At 54.1% G+C, this 20,607-nt stretch carries 21 protein-coding genes and 1 tRNA gene; 4 read left to right on the top strand and 18 right to left on the bottom strand.

Annotation, left to right across the window (positions count from 1 at the left end; genetic code table 11):
* The first annotated feature begins 153 nt into the window (after window positions 1-153).
* Window positions 154-996, top strand: coding sequence for a tyrosine-type recombinase/integrase (locus AK2_RS01685; protein WP_067930644.1), 843 nt, complete (start codon window positions 154-156; stop codon window positions 994-996).
* A 111-nt stretch (window positions 997-1,107) separates the two neighbouring features.
* Here the strand turns inward: AK2_RS01685 and AK2_RS16755 are convergent, their stop codons facing one another.
* The 7 genes from AK2_RS16755 to AK2_RS01660 form a co-directional block, all read right to left on the bottom strand.
* Window positions 1,108-1,713 carry a hypothetical protein gene (locus AK2_RS16755; protein ID WP_157076181.1) on the bottom strand — a complete coding sequence of 202 codons (606 nt, stop codon included), beginning with the start codon at window positions 1,711-1,713 and terminating at the stop codon, window positions 1,108-1,110.
* A 395-nt stretch (window positions 1,714-2,108) separates the two neighbouring features.
* Window positions 2,109-2,687: a YdcF family protein gene (locus AK2_RS01680; RefSeq protein WP_157076180.1), complete on the bottom strand. Its 579-nt coding sequence runs from the start codon at window positions 2,685-2,687 to the stop codon at window positions 2,109-2,111.
* A gap of 35 nt (window positions 2,688-2,722) precedes the next feature.
* Complete coding sequence (locus tag AK2_RS01675) at window positions 2,723-3,685, bottom strand: tyrosine-type recombinase/integrase (RefSeq protein ID WP_245632719.1); 963 nt, start codon at window positions 3,683-3,685, stop codon at window positions 2,723-2,725.
* Window positions 3,686-4,092: 407 nt separating this feature from the next.
* Window positions 4,093-4,944: a tyrosine-type recombinase/integrase gene (locus AK2_RS01670; RefSeq protein WP_169794711.1), complete on the bottom strand. Its 852-nt coding sequence runs from the start codon at window positions 4,942-4,944 to the stop codon at window positions 4,093-4,095.
* A gap of 884 nt (window positions 4,945-5,828) precedes the next feature.
* The gene (locus AK2_RS01665) at window positions 5,829-6,269 is read right to left on the bottom strand and encodes a JAB domain-containing protein (RefSeq protein WP_067930634.1); all 441 of its coding nucleotides are present in this window, start codon (window positions 6,267-6,269) and stop codon (window positions 5,829-5,831) included.
* A 161-nt stretch (window positions 6,270-6,430) separates the two neighbouring features.
* On the bottom strand, window positions 6,431-6,658 hold the full coding sequence (locus tag AK2_RS16750) for a DUF5348 domain-containing protein (protein WP_157076179.1): 228 nt from the start codon (window positions 6,656-6,658) through the stop codon (window positions 6,431-6,433).
* Between the two features lie 633 nt (window positions 6,659-7,291).
* A complete protein-coding gene (locus AK2_RS01660) occupies window positions 7,292-8,722 on the bottom strand; it encodes a DNA primase family protein (RefSeq protein ID WP_067930631.1) in 1,431 nt (476 codons plus the stop codon).
* Between the two features lie 817 nt (window positions 8,723-9,539).
* Here AK2_RS01660 and AK2_RS01655 point away from each other — a divergent pair.
* Window positions 9,540-11,090 (top strand): recombinase family protein, encoded by a 1,551-nt coding sequence (locus tag AK2_RS01655; protein ID WP_067930628.1) that lies wholly within the window; start codon window positions 9,540-9,542, stop codon window positions 11,088-11,090.
* Between the two features lie 151 nt (window positions 11,091-11,241).
* On the opposite strand, the gene AK2_RS01650 is transcribed toward AK2_RS01655, so the two are convergent.
* The 3 genes from AK2_RS01650 to AK2_RS01640 all read right to left on the bottom strand — a co-directional run bounded on the left by AK2_RS01650 (window position 11,242) and on the right by AK2_RS01640 (window position 12,417).
* Complete coding sequence (locus tag AK2_RS01650; protein ID WP_067930625.1) at window positions 11,242-11,508, bottom strand: spore coat protein CotJB; 267 nt, start codon at window positions 11,506-11,508, stop codon at window positions 11,242-11,244.
* Window positions 11,505-11,726, bottom strand: coding sequence for a spore coat associated protein CotJA (locus AK2_RS01645; protein ID WP_067930623.1), 222 nt, complete (start codon window positions 11,724-11,726; stop codon window positions 11,505-11,507). Before AK2_RS01645 ends, AK2_RS01650 begins: the two co-directional genes overlap by 4 nt.
* Window positions 11,727-11,898: 172 nt before the next feature.
* Window positions 11,899-12,417, bottom strand: coding sequence for a divergent PAP2 family protein (locus tag AK2_RS01640; RefSeq protein WP_245632718.1), 519 nt, complete (start codon window positions 12,415-12,417; stop codon window positions 11,899-11,901).
* A gap of 127 nt (window positions 12,418-12,544) precedes the next feature.
* On the opposite strand from AK2_RS01640, the gene AK2_RS01635 reads away from it, so the two are divergent.
* Window positions 12,545-13,207, top strand: a complete 663-nt coding sequence (locus tag AK2_RS01635) for a DedA family protein (protein WP_067930618.1) — start codon at window positions 12,545-12,547, stop codon at window positions 13,205-13,207.
* 1 nt (window position 13,208) lies between these two features.
* Here the strand turns inward: AK2_RS01635 and AK2_RS01630 are convergent, their stop codons facing one another.
* From AK2_RS01630 to AK2_RS01590, 8 genes are all read right to left on the bottom strand, one after another.
* Window positions 13,209-13,985, bottom strand: a complete 777-nt coding sequence (locus AK2_RS01630; RefSeq protein WP_067930615.1) for a TrmH family RNA methyltransferase — start codon at window positions 13,983-13,985, stop codon at window positions 13,209-13,211.
* A 100-nt stretch (window positions 13,986-14,085) separates the two neighbouring features.
* Window positions 14,086-14,445: a 50S ribosomal protein L20 gene (rplT, locus tag AK2_RS01625; protein WP_067923451.1), complete on the bottom strand. Its 360-nt coding sequence runs from the start codon at window positions 14,443-14,445 to the stop codon at window positions 14,086-14,088.
* Between the two features lie 48 nt (window positions 14,446-14,493).
* Window positions 14,494-14,688: a 50S ribosomal protein L35 gene (gene rpmI, locus AK2_RS01620; protein WP_067930611.1), complete on the bottom strand. Its 195-nt coding sequence runs from the start codon at window positions 14,686-14,688 to the stop codon at window positions 14,494-14,496.
* A 57-nt stretch (window positions 14,689-14,745) separates the two neighbouring features.
* The gene (gene infC, locus AK2_RS01615) at window positions 14,746-15,249 is read right to left on the bottom strand and encodes a translation initiation factor IF-3 (RefSeq protein ID WP_067923457.1); all 504 of its coding nucleotides are present in this window, start codon (window positions 15,247-15,249) and stop codon (window positions 14,746-14,748) included.
* Window positions 15,250-15,596: 347 nt separating this feature from the next.
* Complete coding sequence (gene thrS / locus AK2_RS01610) at window positions 15,597-17,540, bottom strand: threonine--tRNA ligase (RefSeq protein WP_245632717.1); 1,944 nt, start codon at window positions 17,538-17,540, stop codon at window positions 15,597-15,599.
* 447 nt (window positions 17,541-17,987) lie between these two features.
* Entirely contained in the window at window positions 17,988-18,848 is an 861-nt protein-coding gene (gene ytxC, locus AK2_RS01600) for a sporulation protein YtxC (RefSeq protein WP_067930602.1), read from the bottom strand.
* A gap of 406 nt (window positions 18,849-19,254) precedes the next feature.
* Window positions 19,255-19,329: transfer RNA gene (locus AK2_RS01595), tRNA-Val, on the bottom strand.
* Window positions 19,330-19,458: 129 nt separating this feature from the next.
* Window positions 19,459-19,884 carry an acyl-CoA thioesterase gene (locus AK2_RS01590; protein ID WP_067930597.1) on the bottom strand — a complete coding sequence of 142 codons (426 nt, stop codon included), beginning with the start codon at window positions 19,882-19,884 and terminating at the stop codon, window positions 19,459-19,461.
* Between the two features lie 231 nt (window positions 19,885-20,115).
* Here AK2_RS01590 and panD point away from each other — a divergent pair, with 231 nt between their 5' ends.
* Window positions 20,116-20,505, top strand: coding sequence for an aspartate 1-decarboxylase (gene panD, locus AK2_RS01585; protein ID WP_067930594.1), 390 nt, complete (start codon window positions 20,116-20,118; stop codon window positions 20,503-20,505).
* Window positions 20,506-20,607: the final 102 nt, after the last annotated feature.

Here is a 20,607-nt window from a genome sequence, read left to right as displayed (position 1 = left end):
CTAAACTTATGTTTCCGAACAGCCATTGCGTATAAGTATGAGTTATACGCAATATTATAGTACAATGTGATTGAGAAAAGCTTGTCATTCCAGGCGGAAGCATCGCGTGAACACCCGAAAATCATTGCGTATAACTCTGGAGGCATCAAAACCATGTCAATCATTGACCAATACGCCGAGCAAGCCCTTGTTGGCAAATCCGAAAAAACGATCAAGACTTACCGGACGCAACTGGAAAAATTCAACCAGTACCTCGTCGAATCAGGCACGTCGCTCGATGACGGACTTACCCGCGTGGATGTGCAATCTTATATCACGTATCTGACCGCCAAAGGCCTCAAGGCCAGTACGGTCAACCTCGCGTACAACGCGATTCGAGGTTTCGCAAAGTGGTCCGGCCAGGAATCCTGTGTTCAACACATACGCGTTGTCAAACGTACACCCATCCTGCAACGGATTCCAAAATCTCTCGAGCGCAATGATCGAAATCGCCTTCTGCGCCTAGTGGAGCAAAAGCGAAATCTTCGTGACATCGCGATTGTCACTATTCTGCTGTATTGTGGGCTTCGGGTAGGTGAATTGGTCGCGCTCAATGTGAAGGACATCGAATTGAAACGTGGAGGATTGGTGTACGTGAATCGCGGTAAAGGTGACAAGGAACGGGTTGTCCCCGCCACGTCTGAAGTAAGAAGCCGAGTACAAGAATATCTCTCTCAGCGAGGAGACGTTGCCCTGGACGATCCGTTGTTCGTGTCGAACCAGCGACGACGCATTTCAGCGAGAACAGTCGAACACATGCTCAGACAGTTGGGGGAGCAATACCACCCCCACGCCCTTCGCCACACATTCGTTCGTGGGTTACTTGATGCTGGTGTCGATTTAGTGACGGTCGCAAAATTGGCGGGGCACACGGATCTAAACGTTACCCGAAGCTACGCGACCCCCAGCCTCGAAAAGATGCGTGATGCTATGGAGGGACTGTATGTTTCGAAGTAACCCACTAAAGGGAGAGTGTTGGTGCTCTGTTTCCCGCAACTTAAAAATTCACGAAAATGTGGCGTTCTGATATAACCCGACACTATTAATACCAATCAAATTCTTTAGAGGTTAACCATCTATCTGAACACCATCAATCAACCAGTAGTAATGATGCAACGGCTTGTACAGATCGATGGTCAAGCTAAATGGCAATCCCTTTTCGACTACCTTGGCGGTGTGACCAGTGGATGAAAGAAGCGTATATGTCACCTTTACACCGTGATACGTTCCTACAAATTCCTTGGATGTATCCGAAGTCTGGATGATTGAGCCATCCGGTGCAAAGTTCTGTGTCCCATACAAAGCAACATAAACTGGACTTGCCTTCCACGGACTATGCCCGCCTTTTTCTTCTTGGGACATTTGATTCGATGTTTCTACAACTACTGTTCCATCAAAATATGAGGTATATTCTTGACCTTTACTCTGCGGCAAAAAATTTGGATTTGTGTAGATGGTGATTGCATCGGTGTTCATTTCATTTGTTTGCTTCGATGTTGTTGGCGCAGATAGATTCGAGCTTGTCGATCCAGAATTGTTGGTTGCTGTTGTCTCCGTATTCGTCACATTCGTTGTTTCAGATGGTCCATTGCCTGCCAAACCACACCCTGCAAGAATTCCCACGATAGTTAATGATGCTCCTGAAGTTGTTATCCATTTGCTATATCTTGTCATGTTTAGGTTGACCTCCTGATTTTGTACACATAACGTAGACGCAGAGACTCCATGCTTAGTTTCAATCCATTTTTTGGAGTGCTTTGTGAACGGCAAGAGGAGGAACCGAATCGCTCTGGCCCTATCCAACCAGTGACCGCTTTAGAGCCAGGACAACGATTTTAAAGAGGCACGCGAAATCTGAACGATCCTTCGAATAGGCGAATTGCTCCGACTGCTTAATGAGGACGAGGTGTAGTAAAATGTTGATTGAAAGTAGTTTCCGCGGATTTCCCCTCACTCAAGCATGCAGAACAACGTGGCGTCCCCCTATATACCGTATTTTGTATGATGATGCAGGGTTAGGTGAACCCCAATCTTGTACATTCGCCCCCTTATGTGCAATAGCAATGTTGCTAATGTCTTTCTAGAGTAATTGCAATCACTTCACGTAACGTTTCCCTTGGGTTGGTCCTAGGTGGAATTCGTCCAACGTATCCGCTTGTATCCATGCCTAGTTCACGAGCATAGAGTTGGGCACGTTCCTGATGATAGAAGTCCGTCACAATGATTGCTGTATGCATCCCTTGTTTCTGCATAATCTGTTTTGCGTCAAACAAATTTTCCCAAGTATTTTTGGATCGATTATCTAGGTACATCGCTGCCGAAGGTACTCCTTTACTCTCCAAATACCGTTGACTTGCTTCCGCTTCGGCTATAGGCTCACCTTCACCCTGTCCTCCAGTTAGGATAAATACAGGGGCATAATGCTCGTGATAAAGCGTGAGTGCCGAGTCAAGGCGTTCCTGTAGAACGGGACTCGGTTGATCGTTCCTCATAACGGCTGCCCCCAGTACGATAATTGCATCGGATTTTACAGGTTTTATGGAACGTCCATATGAATTGATTTGTTCATATTTCCAACCAACATATAGCGTGATTAACACGAGGAACAATCCCACAATGATCACTACGTTTCGAAAACGAATACGCAAATTAGGTCACTCCATCCTTGGTGCTTAATAAGCCGTCAATAGTTTTCCATAATATTAGCATAAAGTCGATTTGCGTTAACCTGCCCGTTAACTGAGTAATGACGACCCACGCAAACCGTATGACTATGCGACATTTTACCATAGTGCAGATGCGGCCACTGCACAAAATATCGTTGATACGACTGTTGGCGCGCAGATCCACTGAGGGTCGCGTACAACTGTGTCGTCTCCGGCTTCTCGTGGCCAAGGATGCTTTGCACAACAACCAGCGGGGCACCTTGGTTAATCAACACCGTAGCCAGCGTATGCCGCATTTTATGTGGACTCACACGATCCGCCAATCCACAGCGTTTTGCGATCCGTTTGAAAATGTATTGAATTTCATGGATCGACATGCGATGGGGCTTCCTTACGGTTACGAATAGGGCCGGATCATCGTCAGTCCTCTCGCTCAGGTAGCGTTTCATCCAGATATGGGCTTTTGCTCCGAAGTAGACCTCACGTTCTTTGTCTCCTTTGCCCAGAACCTTTACGGCGTTCCTTTGCCAGTCGATGTCGCTTCGATTCAATCGTTGAATTTCTGCTACGCGACATCCGCTGGCAAAGAAAAACTCAACCAGCGCGTGCTCCAAGGTGCATTCGCAGGAATCACGGAGTAATTCCAGTTCTTCAATCGTCAACGCCTTTGGAACCCGCTTGCCACGTTTAGGTTCATTCAGCTTGAGCGTAGGATTTCGCAACAATAGTTCCTCTTCAACAAGCCAGTTAAAGAGGGTCTTGATAGCCCTGATCTTGTGTCCAAGGCTCGAAGGCTTCAGATGTGTTTGACGGCTTAGATGTTCGCGCAAAACCGGAAGCGTGACATCTTCAATGTCCAAGTCCCCAATATCGCGTATAAGAAGTTGATGCTGAAGACGATAGGCACTGATTGTGTATCGCGAAAACCCTTCTTGCGTTCGGATGTTTAGGAATGACGCAGATGCTTCAGAAAGACGCACTTGCAATACCTCCCTCATTCATACGGCGGGTATATTGCATAGTCAGCAAAAACCCCCCGGCACAACCGGACGGCCATGATCGACCCACGAAAAACGAAAAATGGACATACCATTTCCCTGTAATCAGGAAAATGGCATGTCCATTTTCAGCACGGTATTCAACTGGATTGATTATACCATAAGTTTGGATGATGAAAGTCTTTTTGGGTTAAGTCTTCGCTCAAAAACATGATTAGCGCTGATTTGTCAGATACGATAAAACCGAAGCAAATGAGCCGGTACGAGGTTTTTTGCATTCCGGTTCTCGTCTGATGTTTCGCACAATATTGCGCATAACTCATTCTATGTCATTCCGCGATGCGGTGGGTTTATGTAACTTGGAGACAACCTCAAACGATGATTCTGCATTATCGGAGCGATCCCAGATAGATGTCGGTTACTTCACCCCGATGATGGCCGAGTAGCTCACTTACCCGTTCCTTCGCCTCACGTTCACTCATCCCTGCCCTGCGAAACTCCAAATAACGATCCCTGGCATATCCATGGCGAAGTCCATGAGCCGTCACCGTACTCCCCAGTGGACGATTATCCCGTATAAAGTCCTGCACCTCCCGAATCGCCTCATGGGTTTTCATCCCATGTGGCACGAACAACTTTTGGCCGGGTTTAACCGTCTTGATGGCGGTCTCCAGCACGTCTCGCGCACTTCCCCTCAGAGGAACGTTACGGATCAAACCGCCTTTGCCCTTTATCTCAATCTGATTCGTTCGCAGAGCATCTCTTGCATGCGCCACGTCGATCCGATGCACCTCATGAATGCGAAGGCCTAGATCTCGGGCCAGAATCAAAACACTTTGGACTCTCTCGGGTGCACGGTCAATAATCCGTAAATCTTCTGCCTTCCAAGTCCGATCATGGCCTCGAAGACTTCGACGCCCGATCTCCATTCTGGTGTTGAACGTACGCGGATCTTCGAGCGGACGCTTCAATCCGATTTGGTCCCCAATCCATCGGATGGCAGACAACTCCGTCTTGATATGCGCGGGACTTCGCCTGTTCTCCTGCATGTAACGAACATACGCCTCCAAATGTTTGTCCTGCAGATTCCGTAAATTTTTCAACTGAAATCGCTCACCGAGAAATTTCGCGATTCGCCCCCCGGTTTCCCGGTAGCGCTCACGCGTGAGAATGCTCCCTTGTCTGGTGTGGCGAAATACCGCATTCACCTGGTCAAGAAGCGTCTTTTCGGTGCTACGCATCATTGTGCCCCCCTCCCTGGACAGACTTCGCCCGTTGGCACACTGGCTCGTTTCCGCCCTTTTTCTCTTCGATCCCGTGCAAGATCGCTCTATTTCACGGCACTTTCAGATCTGCGTCCGCCACTGTCTCTGCCCCTTCGTGCAGAGACAGTGGCTCGGCCCGTGCCTTTGCCGTCCATATGTACAAGTGGTTAGCATCTGTGCCACATTCCCGCTCCGCGGGTGTTTTTACGACGCCATTTTCACAAAATGTCGTCGTAAAAACCGTGGCCGCCCACAGACCCTGACGGGTGCTTGCCACTGGCAAGCGGTGGGCGTCGCATCCTCGGCTTCCGCCTCGGCGCATTGTCAGGCGACCATCCTGTCGCTTACATTGACCTCCTTCCTTCTCGTCATCACCTCCTTGAAATTTGTGTTGCCATGCTTGAAAAACCGCACGGCACGAGCACCACATTCCCATCGCTACGCCACACGCGCGACAGAAGATGCTGATGGTGCGCCACTCCGGACACTTCTTCATTCCCCATTGGCCAAGAGAATGCTGACAAAGTGTCTGAGCGAAATTTGCCCGCCTTCTCAACTTGGGCGTACACCGCCGGGCTATAGCTGAGCCGAAATAGGTGCGCTACCACCCGGACTTTGATGTACCGGCAATCCTTACGCCGGTTCGGACGATACCGACACCTTGCACCGGATCGCGCGAATAGAGATAGTAGTCTATGACCTCATTGTAAAGTCGGTGTTATTTGTCAACCACAAGATAGAAATTCAATTTCTCCTAACATGAAAGTAAATCCAAAGAAAAAACGAAAACACCGCTTGCTCACTTCTATTTGATCTCCTTCAAACAAAAATGGAGCCACCGGTCGTGGCTCCGTAGTTCATCACAAATATCCCTGTGCTCGAATGCTGATAAACCGTCCCTCACCAAGCACCAGATGATCGAGAAGGTCAATCCCGATAATTTTACATGCTTCACACAGTATTTTCGTGACTGAAATGTCCTCTGGACTCGGTTCCGGGTCGCCCGATGGATGGTTATGCGCAATCAAAATCGCGCTAGCGTTGGCGAGAATCGCAGGCTTGAGTACCTCCCTTGGATGAACGACCGAGGCATCGAGACTCCCAACACTCACCGTGTTGATTCCCAACACGTAGTGCTTGGTGTTCAGGAACATGACCACGACGTGTTCACGATCTACTCCATCCAGATAAGAACTTAGGATTTGGTATGCATCTTCAGCACATCGGACCTGTTTCGTGTCCGACGGTATTGAACCTTCACGCACCAGCGTAACCCGCACACAAGGGATCCTGTAACCCATTCACTTTAACCCTCCCAAGACCGGTCGCCCCCCTCCCCGAATCTGCCGAGGGTAGGCCGACCGGTCGGAGAGAAAGAGGGATCGGGAACGGCCAAAACCGCCCAATCAAGACCTCCAACACGGTCTGTCGATTTTTGGTTCATACTAAACGTTAAAAGCTCCTACGCCATTCTTGCAACGTAGAAACTTTGGCGCATAAGGCAAAAACGGGCGTTCGGAAAAATGACGTACCAGTCGCTCGCCATTTCCACGCGACCATGCACATACTGTGAACCGACCATTATGTCGACTCCATCTCCACAATGCATGTCGTATTGAACTTCTCCTGAGTCGGAAACAAATTGCCATCTTTCCGATTCAGAATTAAAACGCAAAACTCCACGTTTCACTTCTCGATCCTCCCTCCCATGTGTGCTACGCGCATTTTTGCGCGTGCGTGAACGCCAAACCCCATCGCCTATGATGGCAACGGTAATTTTGTGTGGCGAACTACATGCAATCGGCTCATCGCGTAGACGCAATAGGCGCAATTGTCATGCAATCTCAGGTGAATAAACTCTCCTCATTTCCATTGTCTTCGCAACATTCTGACGTTTCCACACAACAGAAACTCGATTTTTTGCACTTATTTTTCCTCACCATCGAAGGAAGGAGGAAAAACCGAATTGACAGGTTTGTGGAAGTTGAGTACTTGTGAGCGAAAATGCGGGTTTCACTTAATTGAAAAAGGATCGAGAGGATTTAGCCCACCGAGGCACCCTGCATGAAAATCGTAATTCGTGAGTCATTCGCGGGCCTGGGAACTGACGATCCGTGACTCATCCCTCTACAGGTGGCCTTTCCGTTTCGATCCCCTTTTCCCACTTACCCCCTGTTCCAAACTGGTTTTTCAGCCTACCGGTGAACCTTGTGAAGGGTGTGAATAATAGATTGCAATCTTAAGCCACATATTCAACAGATTGCATGAAACATGGAGAAAATCATTCACATGGTTCACACCCTTCACAGATCACTTTCCAATATTAAGAACCGTGTATACGTAAGGCGATCCCGGTGATCACCATCCGACCCGTACCACCTTCGCGAGCCTTCGTACATCCTAAACGGCGACTGACATACTGGATCAGTGCCTTATGGCTAATCGGTTTGAGATTGTAAATCTCACACCAATCATCATATGCACCATAAAGAAGGCTACTCATCACTTGCTTATCCGGCCCCGTTATACAACATTCTTCCAAAAATTGTTTGATGGTATCCGATTCCTCTCGATACACACGAGTGGCGTTGGACACGGCACCTGGAATATCCAGTCCATTCCTTTGCCAGTCCAAACATCCTTCCACCGCCCATTTCAAAATCCCCGGCAACTCCGCCTCAAGTTTGTCACGTAAAAAATTGTCCCGATCCTCGTCATCAATACGACAAGAAAATGGAATTACGCAAATGCGACGCCATATCGCTTCCTCGTCCGCACGTACATCTGGAAGATCGTTGGCTCCGAAAAACAGCTTATATCCAGGTCGATACTCTATGGATTCTTTGTAAAGAGCACGCGCCGTAACCGTATCTCGACCAGTTAGCCTTTTCAGCAATCCCTCCGCAAACCGTTGACCACCTTCCACCTCACTCGCCGACACGTAGCGTGCGCGGGCCAACCGTACCAAGTCTCCACGAGGTGCGTTCGGCGCAACAGCCGTTGCCACAAACGTCGAAAAATCTGTCTGACGCGCATAATCTCCGAGGAGAGATCGAATGATCTCCAGGAAAGTTGTCTTCCCGGCTTGTGGAGGTCCATATAGAAGAAACATCTTTTCTTCTCGACTATCCCCGGTCAATGCGTAACCTACGACACGCTTTACAAACTCGATGAGCTCAACATCTCCCCCCATGACCCTCGCGAGGAATTCCAACCAGTTCGGACAAGTTGCCCCCTCGTCATACACAACAGGAGCCATCATCGTGATGTAATCCCTCTTACGATGATCGCGGAGATGACCCGTACGCAAATCCAATGTCCCATTGATTACGTTTAACTGGAACGGATCACGATCAAAATCATATTCTCTCATGGCAATACGAGGATTGACTCGGCACAGCTTTAAGGCCTCTTCCAACATACGGCGTGTCTCGGCTCGAATCGCCCACTTCTTCACCTGATCCCGCGTAAGCTGATCGATACCACTCTTGGCCTCCCAGTGATCAGCAATGTTGTGCAACGTTTTGACCGTATCCATCGCGAGTTGACACACAACCTCAGTTTCATCTCGCACCCACCGATTACCGTCCCACACCAGCCAAGTGTGCGTATCGTGGCAATACCTCACTTCCTCACCATGCAAGCGCAAGAACAATCCGGCAAGTCCCTGTTGGGTATGGTTTAACCCGTAAATCAGATGCTTTCCGGTTTTAAATTTCGGCTTGGTACTCCTCCGGATCACTCGTTCCCCCATTCACCTCGCCCCCTCAAAGAATGCTTCATAGAAATCAGTACGACTGACGAACGCAACTGTAAGCCCGAACTTTAACTCTCTATACCTACCTGCACTCATGCAGATACCTCCTAGTTATTGGGATGAAAGACACGAACAAAAAAGCCACATCCCGTCAGGGACCTGGCTGTAGGCATGCAAAAAAGCTTGTTCAGGATTTTTTACAGGGATAGAAAGATTACGTACATGAACATAAGGAAAAAAGGGAGTTTCAAATCAACAATTTAGAGGAGATACACAAATGAGGACGTTATTTGGCGAAGGGTACAAACCTTGCACCCTTCGCCCGCAGGAAAAATTGACGACATGTTGGAATTTCAGCATGAAAGGTATTTGTTTTCAAAACAAATCGCTTTATCCATCGTCCATCTGGACTCAGCATTCATCAAGAAACACATATTCCAACATCAACCACAATTGCCTTCATGACACACTTCCATGACTACATTGGCCCCGCGCTTAGACCTCGTTGTTGTAGGCCATATTGTATATTGTATCCACAACATACAACTGCCCTCATAACGACAATCCCTAGTGGTAACAGGACTGTCCAGACTTGTCCAAGACATAGTCAGTTCTGCCTAAGAAATACGTTTTTTCTGCGAAATTGGCAACGTTGCGCGTGCCATTGCCTTAGCTAAATTATACTACCACTTGCGAAAAAGAACAACATATAATCAATTCAGAGCTTATTCTGCATTGGAAATCGTGCAGGGTAAAGTCACGCGGGGAATGCCTCACTGAATCAATAGTTTAAACTATCAAAGGTGTTGACAATATGCCAAACGGAGGATATCCAATCGGGCTGAAAAGCGTGGCCATGTACTTACGCAAAAGCCGTGCCGATTTGGAATCGGAGGCGCGCGGGGAAGGAGAAACGCTTGCTAAACATCGTAAAGCGTTGTTGGAGATGGCTCGGAAGTATCGCTACACCATTAGGGACGTTTACGAGGAAATTGTTACAGGCGAATCGATCGCGGTCCGTCCAGAGGTGCAACGGCTTCTGAAGGCGGTAGAGGAAGGAAAATACGAAGCCGTCCTGACCATGGACATGGATCGTCTGGGACGTGGCGATCAGATTGATCAGGGGATTATTGCCGCCACATTCAAGTATTCGGAAACGCTCATCATCACGCCTCGAACGGTTTACGACCTGCAAGACGAACTGGATGAGGAGTGGAGCGAATTCGAGCAGTTTCTAGCTCGACGAGAGTACAAAATCATCGCCCGACGACTTGCCCGCGGGCGCAGGATGGCCGCAAAGGAAGGAAAGTGCGTCGGTCGGATACCGTATGGCTATACGCGAGGAGAAGATTTACACCTTGTGCCCGATCCAGATACGGCACCGATTGTGAAAAAGATATTCGAGCTTCGCGCACAGGGAATGGGACGATACGGAATCGCGCACTGGTTGGATGATCACCATATTGAACCTCCTACAGGAGCAGGGATCAGGGGAAAGTGGGAAAGCGTCACGGTCCGGGACATCATCAACAATGAAACATACCTGGGACGCATCATTTTTGGGCAATACAAGTATGTAAAAACCCCTTCCGGTGGAAAACGCAAAGTGAAACTTCCCCGCGAACAGTGGATCATCGTGGAGAATGCTCACCCCGCCATAATCGATCAGGAATTGTGGGATCGCGCCCATGCCATGCAGGATGTGATGTCCACCCGTAATACGAAGGACTATAGTCTCAAAAACGCTTTGGCTGGCCTCATTCGTTGTGGCCAATGCGGGAAAATGATGGCCCGGCGTCCTCACTATGGGAGATCCAAAAACATGCTGGTTTGCACCACACATCGATGCAATACACGCATTGGCAGATATGAAGATGTCGAAGCAAGAGTCTTGGAGCAATTGGACGCACTTTCGCGCGCCCTTCCAAAACAGGATCATAGGAGCGACCATACATCCACACAACATGATGACACCCAACTATTGCAACGAAAGATCAAGAGTATGAACGAGGAAATCTCTAATTTGGAGAAACAGCGAGAGAATCTGCACGATTTATTGGAGCGAGGCGTATACACGATTGAAGTGTTTTTGGAGCGTAGTCGACGCATTGGAGAACGTTTAGACATAGCCAGGCGGGAATTATCCGAGGTGGAAGCAGAACTGGCCGGACAGGAGCAGATAAAACGCCAACACCAAAAGCTCATTCCCGCAATTGCCAATGTCGTCAAGGAGTACAACCGAACAGAGGACATCGAAGCGAAAAATAAGTTACTGAAGTCAGTCCTCCGCGAAGTTCGGTACTACCGTCTAAAAGAATGGCCACTCGATAGGCCATTTGAGTTGGAATTGATCGTGCGGATCTAGGGCTTGTATTTGTATGCCCTGTGGTTACATGATCCGAGGTTCTATTCGTACACCCACACGACAATATCACCCCTTTTTCGGCATCAGCACGAATAATCGTCGCGAGGCCCGGCGGGTGCTGCCGCGGCCGGCTGCACAGGCTCCAAAGCGGTTACGCCTGCCACGGCCATGGGCTCTCCGCCCACGTCCAGCGCGCGCCGACAGGGCTGTTGCCGAATTCATGCAGCGGCCCGAACGCCTGCTCGAACTGCTGGGTGAGCCCCTGTTTGCGGTGTTGATATTGGTGGAACTCATGGAGCGCCTGAGTGTCGTCCGGATGGGTATCCAGATACAGGGCCAATTCCACGAGGACGAAATCGACCGCTTGCAGCTCATACAGCAACCGGTAATACTCCTTCGGCATGGCATGGCGCGTCATGGGTCGATCTCCTCCCGGCGCGGCGGATTGTACGGGCTGTACAAATCCGGCCACAAGGTTCCTCTACGGAGCGCCTCATGCGGCGAGAATGTCCGCAGCCCCGGCGGCTGAAACGGCATGAACTGATTGGGAGGGACAATATATGCCTTGACACGCTTCGGGACGCAGGGGTCGAACGGGCTGCGGTAGGGACGATAAAAACGCCACTGCTTATCCATGTCACCGTCCTCCTAATCTGGGGTGGTCAAAGCCCACTATATGCGGGGAGGACGGGGCAGGAACCCATGGGACAAATGGGCGATTGCCCGCTTTTGCAAAAGAAGAGGCAAGAAGAAAAGGGGATGAGCGCCGCGTGGCGGCTGCCGGATGGAGCGCGCTGGGCGCCGGGGCTTAAAAGTGCACCGACAACGCCACCACGACGCCCACGATGCAGCCGCCCAACACCTCCGTGGGTTTGTGGCCCACGTGCTCGTTCAAGATGGGCCAGTCGATGAGCCACCAAGGAGCCTTGGCAATGTTCAACTGCTGGATGGGGGCCGATTCGGGTTGCGCCGCTGCGTCCTCGCCGGGCTGAAACAGGTCCTTGCGCCCCTGCAGGTCGCGCAGCAGTTGGTTGAGAACGGCGGCATGACGTCCGGTCTGCCAGCGCACGCCGGCGGCGTCGTACATGACGATGAGGGCGACAAACATGGCGATGGCGAGAACGGGATCACTCCCTCCCTCGCGCAGCCACAACTCGGTCACCAACGCCACCACGAGCGCCGTGTGCGAGCTCGGCATCCCACCTGACTGACGCATCAGCTTCCAATCCCAGCGACGCAGACGCAGCATCAGCAGCAGGGGTTTCAACACCTGGGCCACCAGCATCGCCAACAGAGGGGTCACCCACATGTCGTACGCGCCGCCCATCATATCCCCATCCCTTGAAAATTTGCCGTATTTGCTGCCATCAATCCCCTAGCACGCCTTTCCGATTCACTGATAAGATACAGGTAGACGACTGGCGTTTCCAAACTCCCTGTAAAGGAAGAGGACTGTGCACTTTATCGAACATCTGATGCAGGTTTACGGATATTGGGGCATCTGCGGCGCTCTGGCGCTCGAATACCTGTTTGTTCCAGTTCCAGGAGAAACCACTTTGACCGCCTCCGGCGTCCTCGCGCAGCACGCAAACGGTCAGATCAGCCTGTTCTGGCTAATCGTCGCGGCCACCTGCGGGACCTATGCCGGATCGATGGTGGCTTATCTCCTTGGTCGGGCGCTCGGCCGCCCCTTTCTCCTGCGGTACGGCCGCTACGTGCGCCTGACCCCAGACAAACTGGCCCAGGCGGACGCCATCTTTGCCAAGTATACTGTACCGACCCTGGTCATTTCACGATACATCGCGTTCGTCCGCATCTTTGTCCCGTACATCGCCGGCATCAACCGCATCCGGCTGGCGGTGTACGCCCCGGTCATGTTCATCGCCTCCGCCATGTGGACGACACCGTTCATCCTCGCCGGCTCCCTGATTGAGCGCATGGCGCACGCGGTGCTGGCAGACTGGCAGAAATACCTTCTGCCCGCGGTTCTCGTCGCCGCGGCGTTGGCGGCTGCGTATTGGTGGTTCCACCGTTGGCTGAAACGGAAGATGGATACCATCAGCAAGGCCGTCGGCGCGCACAACGAAAATCAGCGCTCTGTCGGAGGCTCCAACTGACCTACCGCGGCCGGGTCATCTCGTACAGGAGAATGGATCCCGCCGCCGCCGCGTTCAGGCTCTCCGCGTGGCCGGCCATCGGGATGCGAACTTCCTGGTCGGCGGCGCGCACCACTTCCGGCGACACCCCACGCGCCTCGCTGCCGATGATCATCAACGTCGGCAGTTCGTAGTCTTGCGTATGGCATGCAACCGATCCGCCCGTGCCTGCGGCCAGCACCTGACCCTGTGGCCACTGCTGACGCCACTGGCGGATGAAATCAAGGGCAGGCAGCTGGGAAATCGCGAGCCGGAACAGCGCCCCCATGGCGGCCCGCACCACCTTGGGCGCGTACGGATCGGCCGTGCCCTTGGCGCAGCACACGTGCGGAATGCCAAACGCCTCGGCGGTGCGCAGCAAGGTGCCCACGTTGCCCGGGTCCTGGATGCCGTCCAGCATCACACACCGCGCCGGAAGCTGTGTGAGTGGGGGCTCCGGCAGGCGAACCACTGTGACCACCCCTTGTGGCGTGACGGTATCGGATACGGCGGCAAACGCCTGCGGCGACAACTCCACCAGCGCAATCCGGCGCGCCTGGAGCTGTTCCCGCACGGACGCCGGCAGTTCGTCGCGCCCCACATCCCACAGTACAGCCAGAATGTCCGCGTCGGCGGCCAGGGCCTCGTCCAACTGACGCGGCCCTTCGGCCAAGAAGGCCCGTTGTTGCAGCCGGCCCCGCCGCGTTTTCAGTTTCGCCCAGGCGCGCACTTTGTCATTGGCAGGAGACTCGATGTACATGGCTCGTCCCTCCCGAGACCGAAGCCCTCGCCGTGGCTGCGGTCACGAAAAACCCGGCGGAATCCGCCGGGATGGTTCTTCATTTTTACGCAAACCCGTTTCAGGCCTCCAGCTTCGACTTGGCCACGTTGGCCAACTCAGCGAACGCCTGCTTGTCCGTGACCGCCAAATCCGCGAGCATCTTCCGGTTGACCTGAACGCCCGCCAGCTTCAGACCGTGAACGAACTTGTTGTAGGACAAACCGTTGACACGGGCCGCCGCGTTGATGCGCTGAATCCACAGACGCCGGAAATCCCGCTTGCGGTTGCGGCGATCCCGATAGGCGTACTGCAGGGACTTCCACACCTGCTGCTTCGCCGTACGGAACAGCCGGTGCTTGGAACCCCGGTACCCACGAGCCAATTTCAGGATCTTTTTATGTTTGCGGTGTGTTACCATACCGCCTTTTACGCGTGCCATAAATCCTGTTCCTCCTTACATGATAGGTCCTGGTGCCCCTCGCGAGCCTTATCGGGCCAGCATCTGCTTGATGCGACGCAGATCGCTGGTCGACACCAGCGTCGTCCCGCGCAACCGCCGCTTGCGCGCCGGCGCCTTCTTGACTGCCTTGTGGTAGGCAAAGGCGTGCGGCCGCTTCAATTTGCCAGAAGCCGTCCTCTTGATGCGTTTGGCAGTGCCACTGTGGGTCTTCATTTTCGGCATGTCAACGTCCTCCATTCCATCGTTGTGCGTCCCGTCCTTGTCCGCCTGGGGCGCGAGTCACGAAGACGGCTGCTTGGGGGCCAGAATCATGATCATCTGGCGGCCTTCCAGCTTCGGCATCCGCTCGACAATCGCATCTTCCGAGACGCTCGTCGCCAGTTTCATGAGTAACTGCTGTCCCAACTGCGAGTGCGTGATCTGGCGCCCGCGAAAGCGTACAGACACCTTGACTTTGTCCCCCTCCTTGAGGAACTTGACGACATTCTTGAGTTTGACGTGGAAGTCGTGCTCCTCAATGTTCGGGGTCATGCGGACTTCCTTGAGCGTGACGATCTTCTGATTCCGACGCGCCTCTTTTTCCTTCTTGCTCTGTTCATACTTGAACTTGCCGTAGTCCATGATGCGACAAACCGGCGGTTTGGCTGTCGGCGCGACGGCCACCAAATCGAGTTCCTTCTCCTCGGCGATGCGCCGGGCCTCACGAATCCCCATGATGCCAAGCTGGGTCCCGTCGACGTCGATGACACGGACCTCCCGGGCCCGAATCCCGTCGTTGACCAGATATCCGTCTTTGCTAATAAGGTTTCACCTCCAAGATTCACCGTCTTTGTGACGGCGCCGCCTGCGCGCGGCTCTGGCTGCCTTCCGGCGTCCCCGCAACCAATCGAAAAGGCGCGGGATAACCCGCGCCTCGTGCCTTCATTGGCCGTTCTCCAGCAGCTGCCCGCACTCCACAGCTTGCAGCTGCACGCGTGCTGAGCAGCAGCGAATGAACGCTCCTTAGTCGGTAACCCGTCGGCATGTGCCCACCAGGTGAGAAGCGGGAAGCTCCTTCTTTTCGTCATCTTGACTTGTCAATTTGACTTGTCAATCAAGCAGATTCATTCTAGCGGACTGTCGCCGCACTGTCAACCTTGCACCAACAGCCTCTTCTCGGCCACTTCCTCGCCAAGCCGGGCCGCGAAGGCAGACAGCGACATGCTGCCCACGTCTCCTTGACCGTAGCGGCGCACACTGACCGTCGCGTTGGATTGTTCCTTCTCGCCCACAACCAGGGTGTACGGCGTCTTTTGCACCTGGGCCTCGCGGATTTTATATCCAATTTTTTCCGGACGCGTGTCCACCTGCACCCGGAATCCCTGGGCTCGCAGAGCGTCAGCCGTCGCGTTGGCGTATCCGGAAAACTCTTCCGCCACCGTGACGATTCGCACCTGCACCGGCGCCAACCAAGCCGGGAACGCCCCTTTGTATTGCTCCAGCAGGAAGGCGACAAAGCGCTCCATCGTGCCGACAATGCCGCGGTGGATGACGACGGGGCGGTGCGGCTTGCCGTCCTCGCCGATGTATTCCAGGTCAAACCGGTTGGGCAGGTGAAAATCCAGCTGCACAGTGGAGAGCGTCTCGTCCTTGCCGAGCGCCGTGCGCACCTGCACATCCAGCTTCGGTCCGTAAAAAGCGGCCTCGCCCGGCGCTTCGACGTATGCCAAGCCCATCTCGTCCATCGCTTCCCGCAGCATCCGCTCCGCCAGTTCCCACATCTCGTCGTTTTGCACGTATTTCTCGGTATCGGACGGATCGCGATAGGATAGGCGGTGGTAGTACTCGGTGATGCCGAAGTCTTGGTACACCCGTTCAATCAACCGCACCACGCGCGAGAACTCCTGCTTTAGCTGGTCGGGCCGCAGGAAGATGTGCGCGTCGTTGAGCGTCATCGCTCGCACCCGTTGCAACCCGGCCAAAGCGCCCGACATCTCGTGCCGGTGCATTGTGCCCAGTTCCGCGATGCGCAGCGGCAAGTCCCGATAGCTGTGCATCTGCGATTTATAGATCATCATGTGGTGCGGACAGTTCATCGGGCGCAGCACCAGTTCCTCGTTGTCCATCTGCATCGGCGGATACATGTCGTCATGGTAATGCTGCCAGTGCCCGGAAATCTTGTACAGTTCCACGCTGGCCAAGTGCGGCGTGTAGACGTGCTGGTAGCCGAGACTCTCCTCCAGGTCGACAATGTAGCGCTCTATGATGCGGCGGACGGTGGCCCCGTTGGGCAACCACAGCGGCAGGCCCTGACCGACCTCCTTGGACAGCATGAAGATGCCCAGGTCCTTGCCTAATTTGCGGTGATCTCGCTGCTTGGCCTCCTCCAGGCGCTGGAGATAATCCTCCAGCTCCGACTTTTTGGCAAACGCCACGGCGTACAGGCGGGTCAACTGCTCGCGGCTGGAGTCCCCGCGCCAGTAGGCGCCGGCGATGGACATCAACTTGAACGATTTGATACGGCCGGTCGACGGCAAGTGCGGCCCCCGGCACAAATCGACAAACTCGCCTTGGCGGTACAGGGTCAGGGTTTCATCTTCGGGCAGGTCCTGGATGATCTCGACCTTAAACCGGTCTCCCCGCTCCTGAAACATCCGCAGCGCTTCCTCACGGCTGACCACCTCCCGAACGACAGGGTAGTCGGCCTTGATGATGCGCTGCATCTCCTGCTCGATCTCGGCAAACTGCTCCGGGGTGAAAACGTGATCGGCAAAATCGTAGTAAAACCCGTTCTCAATCACCGGTCCGATGGCAAACTTGACCCCCGGATAAAGCCTTGAGACCGCCTGCGCCATGACGTGGGCGCAGGTGTGGCGCATCACATCCACACCCTCCGGGGCATCCAAGGTCAGGATCTCCAACTCCACATCGCCCTCAAGTTCACGGCTGAGGTCGAGGACACGCCCGTCCACCTTGGCGGCGACCGCTTCGCGTCCCAGCCGCGGTCCAATATCCGACGCAATCTCCGCAAAGGTGGTTTTGGCCGGGTAATGCCGGACTGATCCGTCCTTCAATCGCACTGCATACTGCCCCAATCTCATCGCCTCCTGTCACAACTGCCTCTGTCTGCGGCGCCGCGGCCTGGAAAACCCCATAAAAAAACGCCCCCGCCTTGATGTCTGTGCATCAGGACGAGAACGTTGTTCCCGTGGTTCCACCCAACTTCGGCCTGGACCTCGCAACGGTCCCAAGCCCTCATTCGCGTATAACGTACGCCCCGGGCGCCGTTTCGGCCGCTTGCCTCCCCGACGCCTGCATAGAAGGTGGTATCCGGCCGGAGTCCCGCGGGCGCGCTCTCAGCCGCTGGCGCCGCCTCTCTGCTGCGCGTACCATCCGTCGGCATGTCCTTCGTCATCGCATTTCCGAAAGTAAATTTGTTGTTCATTATATCCACTTGTGATCACAAGTCAACCCAAGTCTCCACGCAAATGTGGATTTTGTCGCATTTTTGCCACAATGAAAGCGGTTCCTCCGGGTTTTGACTACATCGGCGCAATTTCGCCGTTCTCCCTGAGGCGGCGACAGGTCGGACAGTCTCCGCACCGTAACGAGCGCTCCAAAAAAACCCGCTCGACCGTCTCGGCAAAACTCGGCCACGGCGCCCGGGTGCTGAGGTCGTGAATGACGATCTGCTCGGGCGACCGCGTGATGAGGATGCTCATAGCCAAATCCTCCCCGTTCACATTCTCGCCCGGACAAGCCTGGGCCGCGGCCAAAGACACCTCTTGATCACGGACCAGTTCGCCGCCATCATCGCATATCCACACCCGCTCGTCGGCGCAAAACACGTGCAGACGCTGCCGCGATGGCTGTTGCACGTCCAATACGTAACGCAGCAGGGCGACGAACTCCTCGTACTCTTGATCTGCCAAGACCTGCTCGACCATCTCCTCCATGGCAATCTGCAATCCCTGCAAATACCGGCGCCCGCGAAAGCGGACCAGGCCTTCCACGTACAGCATCTCTCCTGCCAGCAGCTCTTCCAATGACGCCCGCAGCTGATCGGCAAACTGCTGATACGGGTGGACAAAGGGGTGACTCGCCGCCGTGCGTTTCGGGTCGGTCAGGTCGCGCGGCCCGCGCACACGGTGCAAGGTCAACAGGCCTATATACTCCCGCTGCTCCTCGGTCAACTCTGGGTGTGTCAAGGACAACCGCTGTTGAATATATTCGTATTGCCAGTCCGATAGGATAAAGGCGTGCAACACCGACAGCAGCTGCTCCTCGTCGCCAGAAGCCGTAAACCACGTGTCACCCAGACGCTGGAGATTGCACCCAGCGTCGTTCAACCGCTTGGCCAATGCTTGTTGTGCGAGCTCCACTTGAATCCGTACGCTCCGCATGCGGACATCCGCCTTTCTGGTTCACCTTCTTTGACCAGTATGAAAAAAGCGGCCGGCGCGTATACCTCGCTGCCCGGGGATGCGGGCGTTGCTTGTGCTTCTGGAGCGCCCGCGTTTTCGTTATCGAAACAGGCTGTCAGGCTATGGTGTCCTGAGTGACAGCTCGCGTCCGCGTCGTTCCTCCCACCGTATGCCGTGGGGGAACACGGAGTCACGGCACGTTGCCGCCAATCCGCCGGGCGGATGGGCGCCGATTGCCGTGACTGCCCGCGGCCTGTGCTTGTCTTGGTCCACAGTCCGCTGAGCCCATGCGGCTTGAAACGGAGATTGGTAGCAAATGGCCGCAACCCCACGTAAAAACGTTAAAAAGGCACCTGCACAATGCAGGTGCCTTCTATGGCTCCTATGGTGCGGCTGACAGGAATCGAACCTGTGGCCCCCACCGTGTCAAGGTGGTGCTCTCCCTCTGAGCTACAGCCGCGTGCAACGGACAGGTAGTAATATAGCACGGCTGCGCGGCGGCTGTCAATGCGTCGGTGGTGGCCACACGTTCACGGGCCGCAACCGCCGGGTCATGGCTCATGGTTCGCCCCGGACGCGCGTGCGTGGTCTACGACTCCGCACGCAAGGCCTGCAGCCGTGTCCACAATTGTGGGGCTCGTTTGGCTACATTCACGGCGCGCCCGCTCTCATCCACATAGGCGTGTTCGGTCGAACCCTCGGCACAAAGAACGCCCTCTGCGTTCCAAACCTGATACTCAAACTTCATGCGCGCGCGTGTCAACGTCACCAGAGACGCGTCCACACGCACCTGGTCTTCAGCGCGCAGCGTTTTCCGGTAGCGGCACTCCACTCCGAGCACAACGACGACAAGGCCTTGATCATGAAACGCCTCCATGTAGCCGACACCATGGTGGCGAAGCCAGCGCATGCGCGCCACCGAGAACCAATCGATGTATGCTGGATGGTACACAATGCCGGCCGGATCGCACTCACCCCAACGGACCTCCAAATGTGTACTGACTGTGTTGCTCACAGCCCGTCCCCCCTTGTCTCCATCAACCACTAAGTATACCGCAAGCACCCCAGTTCCCATGATGAGAGGCTTCCAAGCCTTGACTCGAGGATGCCCCGGCACAAGACAACAACGGGAATTGGGGATGGCCTGCGGCCGCCGAATCACGGTTCCTAGCCGTTTTCTCTTTTCATTCGTAGCGCGGTCTCGTATAATCGCAACTGGATCGCTTCTCAAAGGAGGCGCTGACAGGTGTTCCGCACCATGATGAAGTCGAAAATTCATCGGGCGACCATCACAGAAGCCAACCTGAACTACGTCGGCAGCATTACGATTGATCGTCAACTCGCCGAACAGGCGGATCTGTTGGAAAACGAAAGAGTGCAGGTGGTCAACATCAACAACGGGGCTCGCCTGGAAACTTATGTCATTTACGGCCAGGAAGGCAGTGGCTGCATCGAACTGAACGGCGCCGCAGCTCGTCTTGGGCAGAAGGGTGACCTGGTCATCATCATCTCTTATGGGGTGTACAGCGAAGAGGAAATCAAGGCGCACCAACCCACGGTGATCTTGGTAGATGAGCACAACCGCCCCCTGCGCACGCTGACGGAGCAGGCCGGCCAGACGGTGGAATCCATGTGAAGCGGGACTTGGTTGACTTCGGTCAAGGCGACCTGATACACTCTGATTGAATTTTCGTGAGCCGGGATGGCGGAATCGGCAGACGCAGCAGACTTAAAATCT

The organism is Alicyclobacillus kakegawensis NBRC 103104 (assembly GCF_001552655.1).
Classification (GTDB): domain Bacteria; phylum Bacillota; class Bacilli; order Alicyclobacillales; family Alicyclobacillaceae; genus Alicyclobacillus_G; species Alicyclobacillus_G kakegawensis.
This window is presented reverse-complemented; position numbering and strand designations above follow the sequence as displayed.

Bases quoted from the DNA above. Each gene is read 5' to 3' on its own strand.
- rplT (WP_067923451.1), bottom strand. From the start codon at position 14,445: ATGGCACGCGTAAAAGGCGGTATGGTAACACACCGCAAACATAAAAAG.
- ytxC (WP_067930602.1), bottom strand. From the start codon at position 18,848: ATGCGGAGCGTACGGATTCAAGTGGAGCTCGCACAACAAGCATTGGCC.
- AK2_RS01655 (WP_067930628.1), top strand. From the start codon at position 9,540: ATGCCAAACGGAGGATATCCAATCGGGCTGAAAAGCGTGGCCATGTAC.
- AK2_RS01660 (WP_067930631.1), bottom strand. From the start codon at position 8,722: ATGGGGGAACGAGTGATCCGGAGGAGTACCAAGCCGAAATTTAAAACC.
- AK2_RS01670 (WP_169794711.1), bottom strand. From the start codon at position 4,944: ATGCGTAGCACCGAAAAGACGCTTCTTGACCAGGTGAATGCGGTATTT.
- AK2_RS01630 (WP_067930615.1), bottom strand. From the start codon at position 13,985: ATGTACATCGAGTCTCCTGCCAATGACAAAGTGCGCGCCTGGGCGAAA.
- AK2_RS01645 (WP_067930623.1), bottom strand. From the start codon at position 11,726: ATGGATAAGCAGTGGCGTTTTTATCGTCCCTACCGCAGCCCGTTCGAC.
- rpmI (WP_067930611.1), bottom strand. From the start codon at position 14,688: ATGCCGAAAATGAAGACCCACAGTGGCACTGCCAAACGCATCAAGAGG.
- AK2_RS01640 (WP_245632718.1), bottom strand. From the start codon at position 12,417: ATGGGCGGCGCGTACGACATGTGGGTGACCCCTCTGTTGGCGATGCTG.
- AK2_RS01650 (WP_067930625.1), bottom strand. From the start codon at position 11,508: ATGACGCGCCATGCCATGCCGAAGGAGTATTACCGGTTGCTGTATGAG.
- AK2_RS01665 (WP_067930634.1), bottom strand. From the start codon at position 6,269: ATGGGTTACAGGATCCCTTGTGTGCGGGTTACGCTGGTGCGTGAAGGT.
- AK2_RS01685 (WP_067930644.1), top strand. From the start codon at position 154: ATGTCAATCATTGACCAATACGCCGAGCAAGCCCTTGTTGGCAAATCC.
- AK2_RS16755 (WP_157076181.1), bottom strand. From the start codon at position 1,713: ATGACAAGATATAGCAAATGGATAACAACTTCAGGAGCATCATTAACT.